We start from the raw sequence: 19453 nt of genomic DNA, 5'->3' as shown, positions 1-19453 counted from the left end.
ATGAGTGATGTCAACCCACAGCAATGGCTGCAGCAGCTGGCCGCAACCGGGGTGAGTCTGAGCCTGAATGAGCTGCTTTGGTACCAGCGTTACACCAAACTGCTGGATCTCAGGCCACAGCAGCACATTCAAAGCAAGCTGGCTGGCAGCTACCTGGCACGCAGCAAAGGCCGCGGCATGGAGTTTGATGAAGTGCGTCATTACCAGCCAGGCGATGATGTCCGTACTATTGACTGGCGGGTGACTGCCCGCACAGGTAAAGCTCATACCAAGCTGTTTCGTGAGGAAAAGGAGCGGCCGGTCTTTATCCTGACCGATCTGTCCGACAGCATGCATTTTGGCAGTAGCCTGCTTTACAAATCCGTGCAGGCCGCCCATTTAGCGGCCCTGATTGCCTGGCACAGCAAAGCCGCTGGTGACAAGCTCGGCGGTCTGGTGTTCAGCGAGCGCCATCATCTGGAACTAAAACCCCGTAGCCGCTCGACTGGTGTGCTGCATTATCTGCATGCATTGCAAGCCGTGTTTGCTGAGCAACAGGGGCGTTATGGCCTGCAGCTACCGCAGGCACTCGGCCAGGTGCGACGGCTGGTACGGCCCGGCAGTTTGCTCTTCGTATTATCTGATTTTCAACAGCTGGACAGCGAAGCGCTGCGCCACTTAAGTGCGATACGCCAGCATAACGAAGTGGTCTGCGCATCCTTATTCGACCCGCTGGAGATGGCGCTGCCTGTCGGCACCAGTGGCAGCGCTCTAGTGACCGATGGTGAGCAATCGGCCTGGCTGGATCTTGGCAGCCACAGTACCCGGCAACGTTATCAAACACAGCAACAGCAGTTTTCTACGCAGCTGCAACACAGCCTGAAGCAACTTGGCTGTCGCTGTTTGCCAATAAGCGCAGCCGAACCGCTGGTCACTCAATTACTTCGGAGCTGGCATGACTGAATCGCATCCTCTGCTAGCTGAGCTGGCGGATATCATCGAAACCGACGCAGCACCCGCGATGGGCATAGCGCCAGGCTGGTGGCTGGTGCTATTGTTTGCCCTGCTGGCGGCCGCAGCCGTGGTCTGGCTGGCGAAGCAGCGCAGGCAGCAGCTACAACAGCAGCAAGGTTTGCTGGCTGCACGGCTAGAAATGCAGCAATTGCTTGCGAGTAAAACAATCGATCCTGCTGCCATCAATCAATTGCTAAAGCGGCTTATCCGCCACTATGCACCGAATAGCCCTCTGCTTAGTTGCAGCACCGAGGACTGGCAGCAGTTTTTGCAGGCACAGGATACAACGCTCGCCTGGCCCGATCTCAACCGCCTGCTGTATCAGCCCACGCCAGACTCTGCCGATGCCAAACACTTTGCCGAGTGCGCCAAAAAATGGCTGGATCAGCAAAGTCTTCAGCAGTTGCAACAAGGAGCCGGAGGTGCAGATGTTTGAACTAAGCTGGCCCTGGTTGCTGCTGTTACTGCCGCTACCACTGCTGTTAAAAGGCAGTACGGCAGCGGCTGGCCGGGCGCTGAAACTCAAACCATTAATGCAGGTTGCCGGACAAAGCCAGCGCAATCAAAGCAAGTTGAAACGACCCAGCACCTGGCTAGCTGGATTAATCTGGCTGGCCTTGCTGTTGGCAGCGGCTGAACCGCGCTGGTATGGTGAACCAGTCGAAATCCCACAACAAGCCCGCGATATTATGTTGGTGTTGGACCTATCTGGCTCGATGGAAATTGAAGACATGCAATGGCAGGGACGAGCCATTAACCGGATTAAAGCGGTGCAAATTCTGACCCGCGACTTTTTAGAGCGCCGTCAGGGCGATCGCATTGGTTTGATCCTGTTTGCCGATGCGGCTTACCAACTCACCCCGTTGACGCTGGATTTAACCACAGTACAAACCATGCTGGATGAGATCGTGGTTGGCATGGCGGGCCGGCGTACCGCCATTGGTGAAGGCATTGGTCTGGCGGTGAAACGTTTTAATGAACTGGAAAGCTCCAACAAAGTCATCGTATTTTTAAGCGATGGCGCCAGCAACACCGGCAATATCAGCCCGGAAGAATCACTGCAACTGGCCAAGGCTGCCGGTGTTCGTATCCATACCGTCGGCATAGGGGCAGAAGAAATGGTGCAACAGGGCTTGTTTGGACCGCGGGTGGTAAACCCCTCGCACGATTTGGACGAACCCTTGTTGATCCGTATGGCTGAAGAAACCGGCGGCGCTTATTTTCGCGCCCGTAACATGCAGGAGTTTGAACGCATGTACCAGTTGCTGGACGAACTGGAGCCAATTGAACGTGAAACCTTGAGTTACCGGCCGCAGCGCAGCTTGGTACACTGGCCACTGGCTGTGGCCTTGCTGCTCTCGCTCTGGCTGGCAGCATTACAAATTCGTTGGCAGGAGTTGCTGTATGCCAATCGCTGATCTTTACTGGCTCAGGCCATTTTGGCTGCTAAGCCTGATTCCATTACTGCTGATGCTGGTGCTGCTCTGGCGTTACCGCCAGCAGCAGAGCCCCTGGCAAAAGTTAATTGCACCGCATTTGCAACAGCACCTGCTGGGTAAAAGTACCGAGCCTGTCGTCCGCTGGTCTCTTCCCGCACTGGCACTTTGCTGGCTATTGGCGGCCATTGCGCTGGCTGGCCCCAGCTGGCAACGCATTGAACAACCGGCCATCAGTGTCAATAAAGCCACAGTACTGATTATCGATATGTCAATGTCGATGTATGCTACCGATATGGCCCCCAACCGGCTCAATCAAGCCCGCTTTAAGGCACTGGATTTTATTGAAGCGTTGCAAGAAGGCGAGCTGGCCCTGGTCGCTTTTGCCGGCGAAGCTTTTGTGGTGAGCCCGCTGACACCGGATCACAACAATGTTCGCCTGCTGCTGCCGAACTTACGACCTGACATTATGCCAAGCCAGGGATCCAACCTGCTGGCAGCCTTGAAAGAAGCGGATCGCCTGCTGCAACAGGCGGGCTACCCGCAAGGCGATATCGTTGCTCTGGTGGATGGCTTTGAGCGCCATAGCGAGCTTGAATTGTTTGATCAAGTATCTCGTATGCGGCACCGGCTATCCATTATCAGCTTCGGCAGTGAAGACGCGGCTCCGGTACAACTGCCGGATGGCAGCTTGCTGCGCGATCGCAACAATCAACTGGTGCTGCCCAGTGTGCCCATCAGCCAGCTGCGCCAACTGGCCCAGCGAGGTGGCGGTATCTTTGCACAAGCGCAATTGGCCGACAGCGATATCCAAGCGGTGCTGAACCAGCCTGAACGCCAGCAAGGACGCTCTGAACAACAGCTGCAAACAACTGGCGATGCCTGGCGAGATAAAGCGGTCTATCTGGTCTGGTTGTTATTGCCACTGGCCCTGTGGCTTGGCAAGCGCGGACAGTTGCTGGTGGTTTGCCTGTTATTGTTGCCACCAGGCGTGATGGCAGAGGATAACCGCAGCCTGTTTCAAACCGATCAGCAACGCGCGATGCAAGCCTATCAGCAAGGTGATTACCAAAGTGCTGCTCAGTTGTTTAGTGATCCTTACTGGCGTGGTCAGGCAGCGTACCGTGCTGGCGATTACCTGGCCGCAGAACAAGCCTGGGCGGCACTGAGCGATACAAAACCAGCCGCCAGTCACAGCTACAACCTGGGCAATGCCTTAGCCAGGCAGGGACGTTTTGAAGAAGCCTTAAACGCCTACCAGGCAGCTTTACAGCAAGATCCTGCACTGGAACAAGCCAGGCACAATGCTGAGCTAATACAGCGCTTGCTGGATGAACAGCAAGAGCAGCAACAAGACGGCGATGACAACGGTCAAAGTGATGATCAACAAGAAGCATCCCAACAGGGCTCAGACAGCAACCAGTCTCAGGAAGAAAGCTCCAGTTCTTCAGATCCTTCCGCAGCGGATGAAAGCGCGGATAGCTCTGCGCCAACGGACAGCTCTGAGCAAGGAGATAGCCCTGAGCAAACAGACAGCACCGAGCAAGAAGACAGCAACGAAGAACAACAAAGCGAGCAGCAGGACCAAGCAGATAGTGAGCAAACAGTAACTGAACAGCAACAACGGCAGGTGGTGGAATCACCCTGGCCCGATGCCGATCCTGAACAACAACAAGAGCTGAACAACCTGCTGCGCAAGGTACAGGATGATCCGGCTTTGCTGCTGCGCAACCGGATGCATATTGAACATCAACGCCGCAGGCAGCAACAACTGCCGACAGGAGCCCGAGAAGAATGGTAAGAACCCTTTGTCTGTGTTTGTTGATTTTTAGCAGCAGCCCCTTGTGGGCGGCCAGCCAACTCAGCGCCAGTGTCGATAAAAATCCGGCTATGGTAGGCGAAGCTATTGTGCTGGAAGTAACTGCAGATGCCCGCTTAAGCGCTGATCAACTGAACTTTCGCATGCTGGAGCAAGACTTTCGCATCACGGTGCCTTCGGTCAGCCAAAGTACCCGCGTTATCAATGGCGAAGCCAGTCACAGCACCAGCTGGCGTTTATCGCTGTTCGCCCGGGAGCCAGGCCGTTACACCATACCGGCTTTTGAAGTAGGTCAGGCACGAAGTCACCCTATTGAGCTGGAAGTCATTGCCGCCACTGATGCTGCTGATGGCAAACCTGATGTATTTTTAACCGCCAGCCTGGAGCAAAGCCGGCTCTATGTGCAGCAAACCGGCTACTACACCCTGACCATCCATTTTCGCGGCGACTTGCAGCGCGGCAGTCTGACTGAGCCTAGTATGGAAGGTGCAACCGTACAACAGATAGGCCGGGATGAAGAAGGCAGCACCCTAGTCGATGGCGTACGCTATCGCACCATTAGCCGCCGCTTTGCCATTACGCCTCAGCGAAGCGGACAATTTAGTATCACCGCTCCTGAGTTTACCGGCGAATTACTCGACAGAGACAGCAACCGTAGCAACTTTTTTGCCCGCACTCGTACCGTTCTGCAGCATGCTGAACCGATCGAGGTTGAGGTCTTATCCATACCAGCCAACTTTCCCGGCGATTGGCTGGTCGCAGGCCTGCTCACTCTGCACGAAGAATGGTCTGGTGATCTTACTCAGCTACGGCAGGGCGAGCCAATTACCCGCACCATTACTCTGTCTGGGGTGGATGTAGCCGCCAATCAATTGCCAGATATCGACTTTGCGGTACCAGCAGGAATGCGGCTCTACCCACAGCAACCGGAACGCCAGGGTGCCCAACGCAACGGTCGTTTGGTGGCGCAAAAGACCTTTACCCTGGCAATGATCCCTACCGAAGCAGGCGAGATGCAGCTGCCTGAGCTACGCCTACCCTGGTGGAATAGTCAGCGTCAAATGCTGGATTATGCCACTCTGCCGGCTCGTACCATCCAGGTATTGCCTGCGGCAAGCGCTCAGTCTGATGCAACAACAGCCCAACGACTACCCAGTAGCGAAGCCATTACTCCCGAGCAAATCCCAGCCTCACCCTGGCATTGGAACCATCTTAGCAGTTTGCTGCTGGCAGCCTGGTTGATTAGCACAACCCTGTTACTCTGGTTCTGGCGCCGGCCAAAAGCCAGCCAAGTATCCGTCGCCGCCCCAAGCTTTAATTCAGCAGCGCTGAAAAAAGCCTGCCGACACCACCAGCCACAAGTGGCACGTGACTGTTTGTTGTACTGGGCACAATTGCAACTAGATGCACAGATCCGAACGCTCAGTGCCTTATCTGCAACTGTCGGCGAGCCTCTGCGCAGTGAACTACTTTTGCTGAATAAAGCCCTCTATCACCCTGAAGCCGAAACCTGGCAGGGCGATAGTTTGTGGCAGGCCTGGCAAAAATTTCAACCTGACAGTACCCAAAAACCTGTGCGCAACGAACTGAAACCGCTCTATTCGTAACGGGCTTCCATCCTGAAGCACTGTTTCCGGATGACCATTCACGACAACAGCCCCGCAGTTCACACAGCGGGGCTGGCACTTGTAGCCATAGCTTGTTAGCATGAGTGCTTGCGACAAAACAACAACAACAGCGTTTGAGCAATCAACAGGAGTGTATTTTGGAAACTGGCACCTTTATCTCCCTCGCCATTTATTTTCTTGCCATGCTTGGCATAGGCCTTTACGCCTACCGTACCTCTACCAGCGATGTCTCCGGCTATATGCTGGGTGGCCGCAAATTGGGCCCCGGCGTCACCGCCCTATCGGCCGGTGCTTCCGACATGAGCGGCTGGATTCTGATGGGCTTACCTGGCGCTTTTTTTGTGGCGGGATTTTCCGAGGTCTGGATCGCCATCGGCCTGACAGTAGGCGCCTATTTAAACTACCTGATCGTGGCACCGCGTCTGCGGACCTACACCCATGTTGCCAAAGACTCCATCACCCTGCCCGATTACTTTGAAAACCGCTTTAACGATCAAACCCGAGCACTGCGACTGGTATCGGCAGTGGTGATTATCGTCTTTTTTACCCTTTACACGGCAGCCGGTGTTTATGCCGGTGGCACCTTGTTCCAAAATGCCTTTGGTCTGAACTATGAGATTGGCTTGTTACTCACCGCTGGTGTGGTGGTAGCCTACACCCTGTTTGGTGGCTTTTTAGCCGTCAGCATGACCGACTTTGTGCAAGGCTGCATCATGTTTATAGCGTTGATTTTGGTGCCGGTGGCTGCCTTTCTTATCTTAGGTGGTACTGAACCCGTGATGCAGGAAATTGCCCGTATGGAGCAGCCAATGCTCAATCCTCTGCATGGCGCAACGGTGCTAGGGGTGATCTCATTACTAGCCTGGGGTTTGGGGTATTTTGGTCAGCCACATATTATCGTGCGCTTTATGGCTATTCGCTCGATTAAAGATTTTAAAGTAGCACGCCGTATTGGCATGAGCTGGATGATTGTTGCTCTGATCGGTGCCATGCTGACCGGCATTATCGGTGCTGTCTATATGGCTACCCAAACCGGTTCGCTCGGTCCGGCCGCTTATCTGGATGCCGAGGGCCAATTGGCCGATCCGGAAACCATCTTTATTGTGTTGTCGCAAATTCTGTTCCACCCGTTGGTGGGAGGCTTCCTGCTTGCTGCCATTCTGGCCGCTATCATGAGTACCATTTCATCCCAGCTGCTGGTGACCTCCAGCTCACTGACCAAAGACTTTTATCTGGCGTTTATGCGCCGCAATGCGTCCGATCGTGAACAGGTCATGGTAGGCAGGATCTCGGTTGTGATCGTTGCACTGGCCGCCATTGGCTTATCACTGAATCCCAGCCAAAACCTGCTGTCTCAGGTAGGCAATGCCTGGGCCGGTTTTGGTGCCGCTTTCGGCCCGCTGATTATCTTCAGCCTGTATTGGAAACGCATGACCTATGCAGGTGCCTTAAGCGGCATGCTGATTGGCGCTGGCACAGTACTGTTCTGGATCTATGCTCCGCTAACCATTGCTGGTGAAACCCTGAGCAGCTATGTGTATGAAATTGTGCCAGGGGCATTATTCAGTGCTATCGCTATCGTTGTGGTGAGTAAACTCACTGCAGAGCCTGCCGTCAGTATCCAGCAAGACTTTGAACGCATGGAGCGACGACTGGAAAGTGACATGGAATAAAAAAACAGCCCTCAGTAAAACACTGGGGGCTTTTTTTGCTTGTGTCCTTACGCGCAAGCAGCTATAAAATAAAGGATAGTCCCTGGTAGCAACCTAGCTACCCCTGCACAACCCCGAGGACCATAGTTTCTATGTATTTCTATGCGGCACGCCAACCGATCCTGGATCGAAATAAAGAGCTCTACGCCTATGAGTTGTTGTTTCGGGATAGCCTGGACAATGTCTTCCCAGATATCGACGGAGATGAAGCCACCTCAAAAATGATAGAAGGCAGCCAGTTCTCTTTTAGTCTGGAAGATTTCCTCGGCGATAAGCCTGGATTTATTAACTTTACGCTGGATACCCTGCAAAAAAAATACCCAAGGATGCTGCCCAAAGAGCAGATTGTGGTAGAGGTGTTAGAAACTATCCAACCAGGCAAACGCCTGCTGGCCGAATGTCAGGATTTAAAAAATAAAGGCTACGTCTTGGCACTTGATGATTATGAACATCAGAGCGTCTGGCGCCACTTCTACCCATTTATTGATATCATCAAAATTGATGTGTTATCCACCAACATCGACACCATCCACCAAATCAAGCAAGCCATTGCCGATTTTCCACACATTAAGTTGCTGGCAGAGAAGGTGGAAACCAATCAACAATTTGAAACGGCAATGGAACTGGGTTTTGACTATTTCCAGGGTTTTTTCTTTTCCAAGCCAGAAATGATGCAAACCAAATCACTGTCACCAGCACAAATGACCTTGGCTGAATTATTGTATGAAACATCCAAGTCTGAAATGGATTTGACCACTATCACTGCAGTTTTCCAACGTGATATCAGCCTATCCTACAAGTTACTGCGTTACAGCAACTCAGCTATATTTAAACGTCGCACCGAAATTGCTACCATCAAACAGGCTCTCGTGGTACTTGGTCAGGCAGAGTTAAAACGCTTTCTGTCACTGCTGTTTACCGCTCAAATCAGTAGCGATAAGCCGGCCGAACTGATGCGCTTATCGATGACCCGGGCCAAGTTTGCTGAAGGTCTGGCCGAGCTCCATGGTTCCGACAGTTCCAAAGCTTATCTTACCGGCATGATGTCACTAATGGATGCGCTGCTGGATGAACCTATAGAGTCTGTAATGCAAAAATTACCCTTGGCTAAAGATATTAAAGAAGCCCTGGTTGAAGGCTCAGGTGTTCTGGCCGACTACCTAAAACTAATGCAATGGTACGAACATGCGGATTGGCAACAGGCAAGCGCCCTGATAGAACAGCTGCGACTACCAGCTAATAGAGTGCCAGATGCATATCATGAAGCTATCAACTGGGCCAATGAACAAATGAAAGTGATGGGAGACAGCTAACTCCCATTCACATCTTCAACACTAACTTCAGATGCTATCAGTGGTCAAACTGGACGTACTGCGCAACCTTCTCTGCCAGCCGTGGACCAATACCACGAACCTCCGTCAGCTGTTGCTCACTTCGAATAGCACCATGCTCAGCGATGTACTTCTGGATGGCCTCGGCTTTTTGTTGCCCAATCCCTGGGATCAAGGCCAGTTGCTCTGTGCTCGCAGTATTGAGGTTGATTTTCGTCACTGCGGCAGTATTTTGGGCCTGATTAATAGTCTGCTGTGGCTTAGCCTCCCAGGCAAACAATTGATTGGATACCAGGGCAACACAGGTCATCGCAAAAGCAAATACAACTGTTTTCATTGTTTTAAACTCCATCTAAGGTCACTGCATAACCTAAAATGCAAGCAATCAACTCTTCTTGCCACCTGGCTTGCAAGAATGATCACTTGGCAGCAACCAAAAAGTCAACCAGGTTAAAATTAATATAACCAAAAAAATAAATAGATCAAATTAAATTCACAATAAAAGTGTGATTTTTGCGGTATGGTTCAGCCGAAATTAAGCCTGAAGCTCCTATGCTGATAAGGTAAATCACGCGAGGTACTAATTATGAAAATGCTCCCTGTTTTTGCGGCCTTATCAAGCTTGGTGGCAGGCTCAGCTTTTGCGCATGCCAACCATGTCGAATACGCAAGAGTTACCAAAGTGGAACCTGTCTATCGTACTATTGCTCGCCATAGCCCACAGCAAGTGTGTCATACCGAAGCAGTACATTACCGAGGCAGTCAGCGCTCAGATGCCACCCCGGTGGTACTTGGCGCTATTGCCGGCGGCGCTCTGGGCCATGCCATGGGACGTAACAAGAGCAACAAACGGGTTGGGATGGCTGCCGGAGCAGTCTTAGGTGGTGCCGTTGTCAGCGATATCCAGCGCCAGAATAATCAGCCAGCGACTGTCCATCAACAGCGTTGCCGGGTCGTCAATAGTTCGGTACAGTACCACAATGTATTCGATGGTTATCAGGTCAGCTACACTTTGCGTGGCCGCCATTACACCACCATGCTAGATTACGATCCCGGACCACGTTTACCGGTTCAGGTTAGTGTTCGGCCTGGTTACTAACCGCACAGGACAACAGATACAATGCAAGACAATCAACAAACAATTTTGTGGAGCTAACCATGTTACGTAGTACAGCAATCCTGTTATTGGTTGTCTTGCTCAGTGTGTTGCCAATCGCAGCCAGTGCAAACAACAGCCCTACAGTCAATAAAGAACAAGCTGCAGAACTGGCATTACAGCGCTTCCCTGGCAGGGTGCTTAATGTGAAAACTGAACAGCAAAACTACCGCATCCGTGTATTACAGCGGGATGGACGGGTTGTGACAGTTATAGTGGATGGCCGGACCGGCCGGGTAACAAGGGATGATCGCTAATGCGCATTTTAGTGGTAGAAGACGAGCAATTACTAGCCAATCAGATCCGAAATCATCTAACCGACCAGCAGTTCAGCGTGGATATGGCATTTGATGGCCGAGATGGCGATTTCAAGCTCAGTGAATATCCTTACGATCTGGCCATTATCGATTTAGGCTTACCTCATATGGACGGCCTTAGCTTAATCCGTAAGGCCCGTAAAAAAGACATCAAAACCCCTATTATTATTCTGACTGCCCGCGGCAGCTGGCAAGAGAAAGTGGAAGGCCTGGATGCCGGCGCGGATGACTACCTGACCAAGCCCTTCCATATGGAAGAGCTTTTAGCCCGCTGCAATGCATTAATCCGACGCGCCGCTGGCCAACCAGACCCGACCTTATCTGCGGGACCAGTGGCACTCAATAGCCGCACTCAGCAAGTTTGGCTGCATGAACAGGAGATCAGCCTGACGGCTTATGAATACAAAGTTCTCGAGTACTTTATGATGAACCCAAATAAAGTCATTTCGAAAACGGAGCTGACCGAGCATATCTATGATCAGGATTTTGATCTGGATAGCAATGTGATTGAAGTTTTTGTGCTACGTTTGCGGAAAAAACTGGATCCTGAAGCAGAGCTGAAACCAATAGAGACATTGCGAGGCCGGGGCTATCGCTTTACCTTGGCAGTGAATTGAACACTCAGATGCCATCTATGAGTTTATCGTTAAAACTGCGGCAGGGCTTGATCAGCCTGCTGCTGTTCGCTTTTTTACTGCCCGGTTCTTTTATCGCGATTGAACGCGCTTTTTACACCCAACTGGTGACCAATACTGAACAAAAGCTGGAAGTGCACCTGTATGCGATATTATCGGAAATCCAGGTCTCTGCCGACAAAGTACAGCTAAGCAATGTGGCACTAGCCCCCGACTTCTCCCGACCAAACTCTGGACTTAGTGCTTTTATCACCAACGAATCGGATGTGCTCTGGCAATCCGACTCTTCCATTACCCAACAATTTGAGCCAGAGCTGCTGCAACTATTACCGGGTAAAAGTGACTTCAGAGCCGACATGCAATACGGCCAGAAATACTGGGTCCTTTCTATTGCATTGTTGTTTGATCAAGGCGATAGCACCATCCCTCTGACTGTTCATGTGGTGCAATCGGATCACTTACTCAATACACCACATCAGAGCTTCTTACGCACCCTAATCCGCTGGTATCTGGGGATTGCTTTGGTGTTGTTGCTGGTGATGCTGTTGGCTTATCGTTGGACCACTCGGCCACTTTCCATGCTGGATCATGAAATTCGCCGGGTAGAAAGCGGCAAGCAAGAGCAGCTTACCGGTAAATACCCTACGGAGCTAATGGCTTTAAAAGAAGACTTAAACCTGCTGCTGGCTAGTCAAAACCGCCAGAAGCAACGCTACCGCCATCATTTAAGTGATTTGGCGCATGCACTGAAAACACCTCTAGCCGTCCTCAATACCTCGCCGCTGAGCGAACAGCCGGAACTTAAAGAGCAGCTGGATCGGATCAGTGCCATGATTGATCACCAACTAAAACGCGCCAGCAGTTCAGGCCAGGATGTCTGGAAGAAGCAAATTCCATTGCAACCTCTGCTGGATAAGATGATCAATGCACTGGGTAAGATTTACCAACACAAAGGCTGCCACATTGTGGTTGACTGTCCAGAGGACACCGCATTCAAGGGCGATGAAACCGACATGATGGAAATCCTTGGTAATTTACTTGATAACGCCTGCAAAGCTTGTCAGCAGCAGGTACGGTTACAAGTCAGCCCGCAGCCCTTTACCCTGGTAGTAGAGGACGATGGCCCAGGCATTCCAAGTGCCCGTCGACAGCAATTGTTCCAGCGCGGTACCCGGCTGGATACCTACAAAGAAGGGCATGGCGTCGGCTTGTCCATTGTGGCAGAGCTGGTCAGCTCCTATAATGGTGATTTAGAAGTCGGTGACAGTGAACTGGGCGGAGCCCGCTTCCAGGTTCGCTTTCCAGACCTATGAACCCCTTACCCTACGAGGTCGGCCTATGATGTTCAGCCTTACCCTGCTTGCAGTGAGTCTGCATACAGCTGCTATTGAAGAGCTTTGCCCTTGGCCTGAAAGTGGCAGCCAGCAACAGCGCTATCACCAGCAGCTCAGCTGTTACGATCAGGAGCTGGTAAAAGCCAGGCGGGCCTTGGCGCAATGGGAACAACATCATACCTTTGTGCTGCAACAACACAGCCAACGCACTGGGCGACCAGCAGCGTACAACAGTTTCAAGGCCGCTCAAGAGACATTTAAGCAGCTGAAAGAGCAGCACTGCCGTTGGCAGTACCAGCTGCAACTCCCGGAAGTGCAACAGGGAGCAGCTTACTACAAACGTTGTCAGCTGCAACTGATTAAGCAGCGTACCGAACAACTGGAGTCATTGGCTGCTCGCTAAGCTAACGGCTCATCCAAATCATCCCGCAACTGAGTTTGCTCTTCCGAATCCAAAAGGACGGCTATCCAACGACCATTGGGGCTATTCTCCAGCCCAATTTTAACAATCATGGTCAACGGGATACTAAGCAACATCCCAACGGTACCGAGCATCCAACCCCAAAAAATCAGCGATAAAAACACCACCAGGGTAGAAAGGCCCAGCCCCCGCCCCATAAGTCGCGGTTCCAGCACATTACCAATCAGAAGGTTGACGGCGATAAACACCAGGGTGGTCCCCAGAGCCAGGCTCAAACCACCATCAACCAGTGCGACCAGCACAGCCGGAACCGCCGCGATGATGGAGCCAATATTCGGGATATAATTCAGTAAAAATGCCAGCATCCCCCACAGTAAAGGATAACTGACGCCGAGCAACCAAAGCATCAGCCCCACCACCAAGCCAGTCAAGGCACTCATCATGGTTTTAATGGCAATGTAGCGATTCACCGACTCAAGAAACTGCTGTACCTGCTGCAACTTCTTTTCCGGAGTCTTCATACCTAACTTAATTTTGGCAGGAATACTGTGAGCCTCCAGCAACATAAAAACCACAATCAACAAAATCAGGAATGTGTTGGTGAGCATAGTGCCAAGCCCAGCCAGCAGGTTGGTGGCAAGTGTCATGGCGGAGCCCGGGTTAATCTGACTGAGCAGTTGCCTTGGTTCAAGCACCAGATGGTACTCGGCCAACCAATTCAGCAGCTGCAACACCACCAAATTAATTCGCCCTTGGTATTCAGGCATATTGCGGGTCAAATCAGTCAAGGACTGACCGACAATGGTCGCAAAAAAGGTGCCCAGCACGACTATCAGCAGGATAACCAGACCAATGGCTGCCAGCTTGGGCACGTGCCAACGATGCAGCAGTTGGATCAGAGGACTGCAAATGATGGCAATAAATAGTGCCAGAAGGAAGGGTACGACGATGGTGGCAGCAGCTTTGATACCTGCGAGGATAATCACCAGGGCCGCGCAGGCCACCAAAATACGGGTCGCGTTTGAGTCAGTCACCGTTGTCATAAAGGTCCTTGCATTCTTTGATCGGGAAAGGCTTAATAAACGTATCGAATAAAAATACCGAGGAACAACGAATTATGGAATTAAACCCGGCGATTATTCGCATCAAAAATCTGCGGCTACGTACCTTCATTGGCATCAACGAGGACGAAATCAACAACAAACAGGATGTCGTAATTAATGCCAAAATTCAATACCTGGCTGATGCTGCTGCCGATAGCGATGATATGAGTAAAGCGCTCAATTATCGCACCATCACCAAACGCATTATTCAGTTTGTTGAAGAAAATCGCTTTTCATTGCTGGAAAAACTAACCGCGGATGTGCTTGCCATTGTCGCAGAGCACAGCTCAGTGCTGTATGCCGAAGTGGAAATCGATAAACCGCATGCCTTGCGTTTTGCGGATTCGGTCTCTCTGACACTCTCTGTCAGCAAAGCGCGTTAATGCAGCTATACTGGATGCAATCAGGATGGTTTAACTTTTTTTGACAAAGGGCATCACCATGAAGCTGTTTATCACCGGCGGCACCGGTTTGATTGGTCAGGCGGCGATTAAGCGCTGGTTACCTGACCATGAGATCATGGTTCTGAGTCGCTCGGCAGCGAAAGTAAAAGCATTGTTTGGTCATGATGTGGCCTGTTGCGAACAGCTGGATGGTGTTGATATAAGTCGCTTTGATGCGGTGATCAACCTGGCTGGTGAACCTATTGCCGATAAGCGCTGGAGCAAAGCACAAAAGCATCGTATTTGTCACAGTCGCTGGGATCTGACCGAACAGTTAAGCACTCTGATCCAACAAGCGCAAAAGCCACCTTCAGTCTTTATCAGCGGCTCTGCCATCGGCTTTTATGGGCGTCAGGATCAACACTGCATTGATGAAAGTCATCAGGACTTTTATCCAGAGTTCAGCCACGATATTTGTGCTCGCTGGGAGAATCTTGCCCAGCGCGCAGCCAGCGAAAGCACCCGCGTTTGCCTGGTTCGCACAGGTATCGTGCTGGCAGAAAACGGCGGCGCTTTAAAGAAAATGCTACCGCCCTTCCGTTTAGGACTGGGAGGAAAAATTGGCGATGGTACTCAGTACATGTCCTGGATCCATGTAGACGACATGGTCGCCTTGCTCGATTTCTTATTGTGCCACAGCGAACTAGCAGGCCCTATCAATGCGACCGCGCCGAAAGCTGTGCCTAATGCCCGCTTTACCGAATTGCTGGCCAAGCGTTTGAAGCGCCCTGCTTTGCTCCCGATGCCAGCTTTTATGGTGCGCCTATTGTTCGGTGAAATGGGCGACCTATTGCTGTTCGGCCAAAATGTCTACCCGAAAAAGTTACTGGATGCTGGCTTTCAATTTAGCTACCCGGATTTACGCGAGGCCTTGCAACAACTGAACCTTTAATAGGGCGCATTGCTGCGCCCTTTGCTTGCCAATAAACCGCTTTACGAATAAATGGCCCTGCGCATTAACACCGAACTTTGAATGGCCAGCAATTGCCGCAGTTGCCACCAACCAAGCAAAGTAACCACCACCACACCAAAACCCGGGCCAATCCACCACAGATTCCAGTGCAACTGAAATGGCAGCTCAAACAAGCGGAACTGCAATACGCCAAGCACAGCCTCCGCCAGTACGGTAGCAAGGATACCGGCCAGCGCTCCGAGCGCAGCGAACTCCAACAGCATGGCATTGCGTAAGAAGGCGTAGCGAGCCCCCAAAGTGCGTAAGATAGCCAGTTCCTGCTCTCGTTGCTCCATAGTAGCCTGCACCTGGGCCACCAACACCAGCACAGCGGCTGCAAACACCAGCAGCAAAATGCTGCTAAGAGCCACAGTCACCTGAGCAATAATATCCTGTACCTGCTGGATAATGGCATCAACATTGAGCACGATCACAGTTGGGAATTCACGATTGAGCTGGTTTAGTACTTGCGCCCGCTCCGCATCCAGATAAAAAGCACTGAGGTAACTAGCCGGGAAATCGGCCAGTAAATCCGCACTTAAAATCATGTAGAAATTAGGTTGCAAGGTATTCCAATCAACTAAGCGAATGCTGCTGACGGTGGCAGAAACCGTTCGACCACCGATGGAAAACTCCAGCTGATCACCCAGCAAAATACCCAGCCGTTCTGCCAATTCCGACTCTACCGAAACCTCACCCAGAGTTTGCTCGCTAAACCAACGACCATGCAGCACACTGTTATTTGCAGGTAATTCGCTGGTCCAGGTCAGGTTTAGCTCACGGCCAACACCAACCCGCTCGGTATCTTCTTCCTTGGAAGCACGCTGGCGCAGTTGCTGCTCATTGGTCGCGGTCAAACGTCCCCGCACTATCGGGTAGAAAGTATCCAGCTCCAGCTGATGCTGAGCTGCAAAGGCTTCAATACCTGGCCGCTCAGCCGCTGAGATATTTACCAAAAACTGATTGGGTGCCCCGGCCGGAATTTGTGCTTGCCACTGGTCCAGTAGCTCTACCCGCAAAAAATACAACAACAAGGTTAAAAACAATGCCATGCTAAAGGTCAACAACTGAAAGCTGTTTTGCCACAAACGTCGACGCAAATTGGCCAGCGCCAGCTTCAGTGCCGAGCTTTGACCTGCGGCCATTGGTTTGGCCACTTTCACCAGTAAAGCCGCCAACCCCATCAATACCAACGCAAAGGTAACGCAGGCAGCAAACAGAATAAGACTGAGCATAAACTCTTTGCTAAACAACCACATTAGTAACCAGACAGCCAGCGCCCCTGTTGCAAGATGCCAGACATCAAAACGCCAGGCTGGCAATTGCCGGAGTACCGCTATCGCTGGCACCGCTGCCAACTGCCACACTGGTCGTGCTGCAAACAGGCCGGCACAAATCGCGGCAGTTAACAATCCCATCCACAGCGGCCGACTGCTAAACGCCGGTTGGTAATCGTCCATCCACAACTGAATGCCTTGCTGAATAAAAACCACCAGCACAATGCCGGCTATAATTGCCAGCACAGAACTAAATACACTCACCAACAGCAGATGGCTGCAATAAATCTTTCGGGCTGTGGTGGTGGTCGCCCCCAGCGCTTTAATCACAGCCACAGCCTCTGCATGGCGCTGACGGTAACGATTAGCCGCTACCGCCGAGGCGCTGGCAGCCAGCACAATTCCAAGCAAGCCAGCCAGCAGCAGGAAGCTCTCGGCTCGCTGTATGGCTGCACCAATGGCCGTTTCCGGATCCAACTCTTGCCATTGCTCATGCACAGACAACTGAGGATCAAGTTGCTGACGCAACTCAGCCAGCTGTGGCGTACTGCCTGCAAACAAATAGCGATAACCAATTCGACTGCCCGGCTGAACCACTTCAGTAGCGGCCACATCGTCCAGATGCATCAGCACCCGTGGATTACCACCAAATACATTGAGCGGCGCATCTGGCTCGGCTTCAATCACACCGGCAACTTGCAGCGATGCCATGCCAAGCTCCAGACGATCACCAGGACTTACCGCCAGCAAGCTTAACAAACGCGGCTCCAGCCAGATTTCACCAGCACTGAAACTAGCCAGTTCGCCCTGCCCTGGCTGATGGCTGCGTCGCAGCACCAGCTCACCGCGTAGTGGAAACTCACTGGAAACGGCTTTTACCGTAACCAGCTGCATTTCACTGTCAGAAAACAACATAGAATCGAACAACATCTGCTGTGCTTGTTGCAAGCCAACCGCATCGGCCGTTGCCATCAACTCTGGCTGAAAAGGCCGGCTGGATCGCAGAACCAAATCAGCTGCTAAAAAGCTGGCACTACGCTGGTACAAGGCAGAGCGAACACTTTCGGTAATGCCGGTAAGCATCACCACAGAAAACACGGCTAAAAACAGCGCAAACGCAATCACCCAGAGTTCGCCGCGCTTTAACTCGCGCCAGAACAGGCGCCAGGCAATACTAGCCCACATGGCGCTGCTCCTGCAGCTCAGACGGCAGTTGCTGCTCCAGCTGACCATGGTGCATCAGGTACTGTTGTTGACAGCGCTCTGCCAGCTCAGCTTTATGGGTAACCAACACCAGGGTAGTGCCTTGTTGTTGGTTCAAATCAAACAACAGGTCTTCAACCAACAAGCCGGTTTTTTCATCCAGGTTAGCAGAGGGCTCGTCAGCAAACAGAATTTTGGGCTGAGTAATAAAAGCCCGGGCAATAGCAACCCGCTGCTGCTCACCCCCAGATAATTGGGTCGGATAAAAATCACGGCGCTCGGAAAGCCCCACCTGAGCCAAGAGCTCTAAACCGCGATCTTTGGCGTTACGGATCCCTGCCAGCTCGGCTGGCAAAGTGATATTTTCCAGTGCGGTTAACCCCGGTAGCAACAAAAAAGACTGGAAAACGAAACCGACATGACTGGCTCTGAGACCAGCTCTGGCATCCTCATCCAGCTGATGCAAAGGTTGGCCTGCCAGAAAGACTTCGCCTTCACTGGCTGTGTCCAGACCGGCCAGAATTCCCAATAAAGTGGACTTGCCAGAACCGGACGCACCAACAATAGCAACCGACTCACCACGCTTGATTGTCAAATGCAAATCATTCAGGATAGTCAGTGATCCTTCCGTTAGTTTTACCCGTTTGGTTAAACGGGTCGCTTTTATATCTATATCAGGTGATAACGTCATGCGTGCATTCTTAATTCTGTTGTTTGTTGTTTACAGTACCACGACTTATGCGCAGCCGAAAAGGTTGTTGCTGCTCGGTGACAGCCTGAGTGCGGCCTATAACATGCAGGAGCAACAAGGCTGGGTGTATTTAACGCAGCAGTGGTTGGATACGCAACAGTTACCGCTTACGATCATCAATGCCAGCATCAGTGGTGAAACCTCAGCCGGAGGCCTGGCCCGTTTGCCTGCTTTGCTGGAGCAACACCAGCCGCATTATGTGTTGATTGAATTGGGTGGCAATGATGGCTTACGGGGCTTTGCAGTTGCCCAGCTGGAACAGAATTTAACGCAATTGATTGAGCTTAGCCAGGCCACTGGCGCTGAAGTGCTGCTGATGCAAATTCGGATCCCCCCCAATCTTGGCCCGCGCTATACCCGTCAGTTTGAAAGCCTCTATCCGGCGCTGGCTGAACGTTATCAGTTGCCGCTGTGGCCATTTTTCATGGAGCAGATTGCCCTGAACGAAGACTTGATGCTACCAGATGGCATCCATCCAAACCGTCAGGCTCAACCACTGATTAAGCAACAGATGAAAAGCTGGTTTGCGCAGTTGGTTTGTGATGGCGAGTGTTGAATGTTGGATGTTGGATGTTGGATGTTGGATGTTGAATTCTCAATGCTCTTAATTCAACATTCATAATTCAACATTAAAAAAGGAAATGGCGTCCCCTAGGGGATTCGAACCCCTTTACCGCCGTGCCAGATGGCTTTGCGCGGTGTCCTGACACCGCCTCACGGCGATAGACAACACAGAAATTAACATAAGATGATTCGTAGAGCGAAGTGGCGTCCCCTAGGGGATTCGAACCCCTGTTACCGCCGTGCCAGATGGCTTTGCGCGGTGTCCTGACACCGCCTCACGGCGATAGACAACACAGAAATTAACATAAGATGATTCGTAGAGCGAAGTGGCGTCCCCTAGGGGATTCGAACCCCTGTTACCGCCGTGAAAGGGCGGTG

19 protein-coding genes are annotated in these 19453 nt (G+C 51.8%); 15 read left to right on the top strand and 4 right to left on the bottom strand.

Annotated features, from left to right (window positions below; all coding sequences use genetic code 11):
• The 7 genes from JJU14_RS09980 to JJU14_RS09950 all read left to right on the top strand — a co-directional run bounded on the left by JJU14_RS09980 (position 1) and on the right by JJU14_RS09950 (position 8901).
• Entirely contained in the window at positions 1–942 is a 942-nt protein-coding gene (locus tag JJU14_RS09980; protein ID WP_228613093.1) for a DUF58 domain-containing protein, read from the top strand.
• Positions 935–1429, top strand: coding sequence for a DUF4381 family protein (locus tag JJU14_RS09975; protein WP_228613091.1), 495 nt, complete (start codon positions 935–937; stop codon positions 1427–1429). Before JJU14_RS09980 ends, JJU14_RS09975 begins: the two co-directional genes overlap by 8 nt.
• A complete protein-coding gene (locus JJU14_RS09970; protein ID WP_228613090.1) occupies positions 1422–2411 on the top strand; it encodes a VWA domain-containing protein in 990 nt (329 codons plus the stop codon). Before JJU14_RS09975 ends, JJU14_RS09970 begins: the two co-directional genes overlap by 8 nt.
• Positions 2398–4230 (top strand): VWA domain-containing protein, encoded by a 1833-nt coding sequence (locus JJU14_RS09965; RefSeq protein ID WP_228613088.1) that lies wholly within the window; start codon positions 2398–2400, stop codon positions 4228–4230. Before JJU14_RS09970 ends, JJU14_RS09965 begins: the two co-directional genes overlap by 14 nt.
• Positions 4224–5855, top strand: a complete 1632-nt coding sequence (locus JJU14_RS09960; RefSeq protein ID WP_228613086.1) for a BatD family protein — start codon at positions 4224–4226, stop codon at positions 5853–5855. Before JJU14_RS09965 ends, JJU14_RS09960 begins: the two co-directional genes overlap by 7 nt.
• 158 nt (positions 5856–6013) lie before the next feature.
• On the top strand, positions 6014–7549 hold the full coding sequence (gene putP, locus JJU14_RS09955; protein WP_228613084.1) for a sodium/proline symporter PutP: 1536 nt from the start codon (positions 6014–6016) through the stop codon (positions 7547–7549).
• A 131-nt stretch (positions 7550–7680) separates the two neighbouring features.
• Positions 7681–8901, top strand: coding sequence for an HDOD domain-containing protein (locus JJU14_RS09950; RefSeq protein WP_228613082.1), 1221 nt, complete (start codon positions 7681–7683; stop codon positions 8899–8901).
• A 37-nt stretch (positions 8902–8938) separates the two neighbouring features.
• Here JJU14_RS09950 and JJU14_RS09945 read toward each other — a convergent pair whose 3' ends face one another.
• Positions 8939–9256 carry a helix-hairpin-helix domain-containing protein gene (locus tag JJU14_RS09945; RefSeq protein ID WP_228613080.1) on the bottom strand — a complete coding sequence of 106 codons (318 nt, stop codon included), beginning with the start codon at positions 9254–9256 and terminating at the stop codon, positions 8939–8941.
• Between the two features lie 249 nt (positions 9257–9505).
• On the opposite strand from JJU14_RS09945, the gene JJU14_RS09940 reads away from it, so the two are divergent.
• The 5 genes from JJU14_RS09940 to JJU14_RS09920 are packed head-to-tail and all read left to right on the top strand — an operon-like array spanning position 9506 to position 12764.
• Complete coding sequence (locus tag JJU14_RS09940) at positions 9506–10018, top strand: glycine zipper 2TM domain-containing protein (RefSeq protein WP_228613078.1); 513 nt, start codon at positions 9506–9508, stop codon at positions 10016–10018.
• A 59-nt stretch (positions 10019–10077) separates the two neighbouring features.
• Positions 10078–10332, top strand: coding sequence for a PepSY domain-containing protein (locus JJU14_RS09935; protein ID WP_228613076.1), 255 nt, complete (start codon positions 10078–10080; stop codon positions 10330–10332).
• Positions 10332–11009 (top strand): response regulator transcription factor, encoded by a 678-nt coding sequence (locus JJU14_RS09930; RefSeq protein ID WP_091342158.1) that lies wholly within the window; start codon positions 10332–10334, stop codon positions 11007–11009. The genes JJU14_RS09935 and JJU14_RS09930 overlap by 1 nt, the downstream gene beginning before the upstream one ends.
• A gap of 17 nt (positions 11010–11026) precedes the next feature.
• Positions 11027–12340: an ATP-binding protein gene (locus tag JJU14_RS09925; RefSeq protein WP_228613074.1), complete on the top strand. Its 1314-nt coding sequence runs from the start codon at positions 11027–11029 to the stop codon at positions 12338–12340.
• 25 nt (positions 12341–12365) lie between these two features.
• Entirely contained in the window at positions 12366–12764 is a 399-nt protein-coding gene (locus JJU14_RS09920; protein ID WP_228613072.1) for a lysozyme inhibitor LprI family protein, read from the top strand.
• Here JJU14_RS09920 and JJU14_RS09915 read toward each other — a convergent pair.
• Entirely contained in the window at positions 12761–13825 is a 1065-nt protein-coding gene (locus JJU14_RS09915) for an AI-2E family transporter (protein WP_228613070.1), read from the bottom strand. The two genes, JJU14_RS09920 and JJU14_RS09915, sit on opposite strands and share 4 nt — an antisense overlap.
• A 74-nt stretch (positions 13826–13899) precedes the next feature.
• Between JJU14_RS09915 and folX the strand changes: the two genes are divergently transcribed.
• Positions 13900–14268 carry a dihydroneopterin triphosphate 2'-epimerase gene (gene folX / locus JJU14_RS09910; RefSeq protein WP_228613068.1) on the top strand — a complete coding sequence of 123 codons (369 nt, stop codon included), beginning with the start codon at positions 13900–13902 and terminating at the stop codon, positions 14266–14268.
• Between the two features lie 58 nt (positions 14269–14326).
• Positions 14327–15220 carry a TIGR01777 family oxidoreductase gene (locus JJU14_RS09905; protein ID WP_228613066.1) on the top strand — a complete coding sequence of 298 codons (894 nt, stop codon included), beginning with the start codon at positions 14327–14329 and terminating at the stop codon, positions 15218–15220.
• Between the two features lie 41 nt (positions 15221–15261).
• Here the strand turns inward: JJU14_RS09905 and JJU14_RS09900 are convergent, their stop codons facing one another.
• Together JJU14_RS09900 and JJU14_RS09895 are read right to left on the bottom strand one after the other, a co-directional pair.
• Positions 15262–17742, bottom strand: coding sequence for an FtsX-like permease family protein (locus tag JJU14_RS09900; protein WP_228613064.1), 2481 nt, complete (start codon positions 17740–17742; stop codon positions 15262–15264).
• Complete coding sequence (locus JJU14_RS09895; protein WP_228613062.1) at positions 17732–18451, bottom strand: ATP-binding cassette domain-containing protein; 720 nt, start codon at positions 18449–18451, stop codon at positions 17732–17734. The genes JJU14_RS09900 and JJU14_RS09895 overlap by 11 nt, the downstream gene beginning before the upstream one ends.
• On the opposite strand from JJU14_RS09895, the gene JJU14_RS09890 reads away from it, so the two are divergent.
• Positions 18450–19067, top strand: a complete 618-nt coding sequence (locus JJU14_RS09890) for an arylesterase (RefSeq protein WP_228613060.1) — start codon at positions 18450–18452, stop codon at positions 19065–19067. The genes JJU14_RS09895 and JJU14_RS09890 overlap by 2 nt on opposite strands.
• Positions 19068–19453: the final 386 nt, after the last annotated feature.

This window comes from Alkalimonas sp. (assembly GCF_020831925.1).
In the GTDB taxonomy this organism is placed as follows: Bacteria; Pseudomonadota; Gammaproteobacteria; order Enterobacterales; family Alteromonadaceae; genus Alkalimonas.
The sequence above is the reverse complement of the archived record's forward strand: the minus strand, read 5'-3'. Positions and strand labels throughout refer to the sequence as shown.

Coding starts and splice junctions, on each gene's coding strand:
- JJU14_RS09980 (WP_228613093.1), top strand. CDS start 1: ATGAGTGATGTCAACCCACAGCAATGGCTGCAGCAGCTGGCCGCAACC.
- JJU14_RS09975 (WP_228613091.1), top strand. CDS start 935: ATGACTGAATCGCATCCTCTGCTAGCTGAGCTGGCGGATATCATCGAA.
- JJU14_RS09970 (WP_228613090.1), top strand. CDS start 1,422: ATGTTTGAACTAAGCTGGCCCTGGTTGCTGCTGTTACTGCCGCTACCA.
- JJU14_RS09965 (WP_228613088.1), top strand. CDS start 2,398: ATGCCAATCGCTGATCTTTACTGGCTCAGGCCATTTTGGCTGCTAAGC.
- JJU14_RS09960 (WP_228613086.1), top strand. CDS start 4,224: ATGGTAAGAACCCTTTGTCTGTGTTTGTTGATTTTTAGCAGCAGCCCC.
- JJU14_RS09950 (WP_228613082.1), top strand. CDS start 7,681: ATGTATTTCTATGCGGCACGCCAACCGATCCTGGATCGAAATAAAGAG.
- JJU14_RS09945 (WP_228613080.1), bottom strand. CDS start 9,256: ATGAAAACAGTTGTATTTGCTTTTGCGATGACCTGTGTTGCCCTGGTA.
- JJU14_RS09940 (WP_228613078.1), top strand. CDS start 9,506: ATGAAAATGCTCCCTGTTTTTGCGGCCTTATCAAGCTTGGTGGCAGGC.
- JJU14_RS09935 (WP_228613076.1), top strand. CDS start 10,078: ATGTTACGTAGTACAGCAATCCTGTTATTGGTTGTCTTGCTCAGTGTG.
- JJU14_RS09930 (WP_091342158.1), top strand. CDS start 10,332: ATGCGCATTTTAGTGGTAGAAGACGAGCAATTACTAGCCAATCAGATC.
- JJU14_RS09925 (WP_228613074.1), top strand. CDS start 11,027: ATGAGTTTATCGTTAAAACTGCGGCAGGGCTTGATCAGCCTGCTGCTG.
- JJU14_RS09920 (WP_228613072.1), top strand. CDS start 12,366: ATGATGTTCAGCCTTACCCTGCTTGCAGTGAGTCTGCATACAGCTGCT.
- JJU14_RS09915 (WP_228613070.1), bottom strand. CDS start 13,825: ATGACAACGGTGACTGACTCAAACGCGACCCGTATTTTGGTGGCCTGC.
- folX (WP_228613068.1), top strand. CDS start 13,900: ATGGAATTAAACCCGGCGATTATTCGCATCAAAAATCTGCGGCTACGT.
- JJU14_RS09905 (WP_228613066.1), top strand. CDS start 14,327: ATGAAGCTGTTTATCACCGGCGGCACCGGTTTGATTGGTCAGGCGGCG.
- JJU14_RS09900 (WP_228613064.1), bottom strand. CDS start 17,742: ATGTGGGCTAGTATTGCCTGGCGCCTGTTCTGGCGCGAGTTAAAGCGC.
- JJU14_RS09890 (WP_228613060.1), top strand. CDS start 18,450: ATGCGTGCATTCTTAATTCTGTTGTTTGTTGTTTACAGTACCACGACT.
- JJU14_RS09895 (WP_228613062.1), bottom strand. CDS start 18,451: ATGACGTTATCACCTGATATAGATATAAAAGCGACCCGTTTAACCAAA.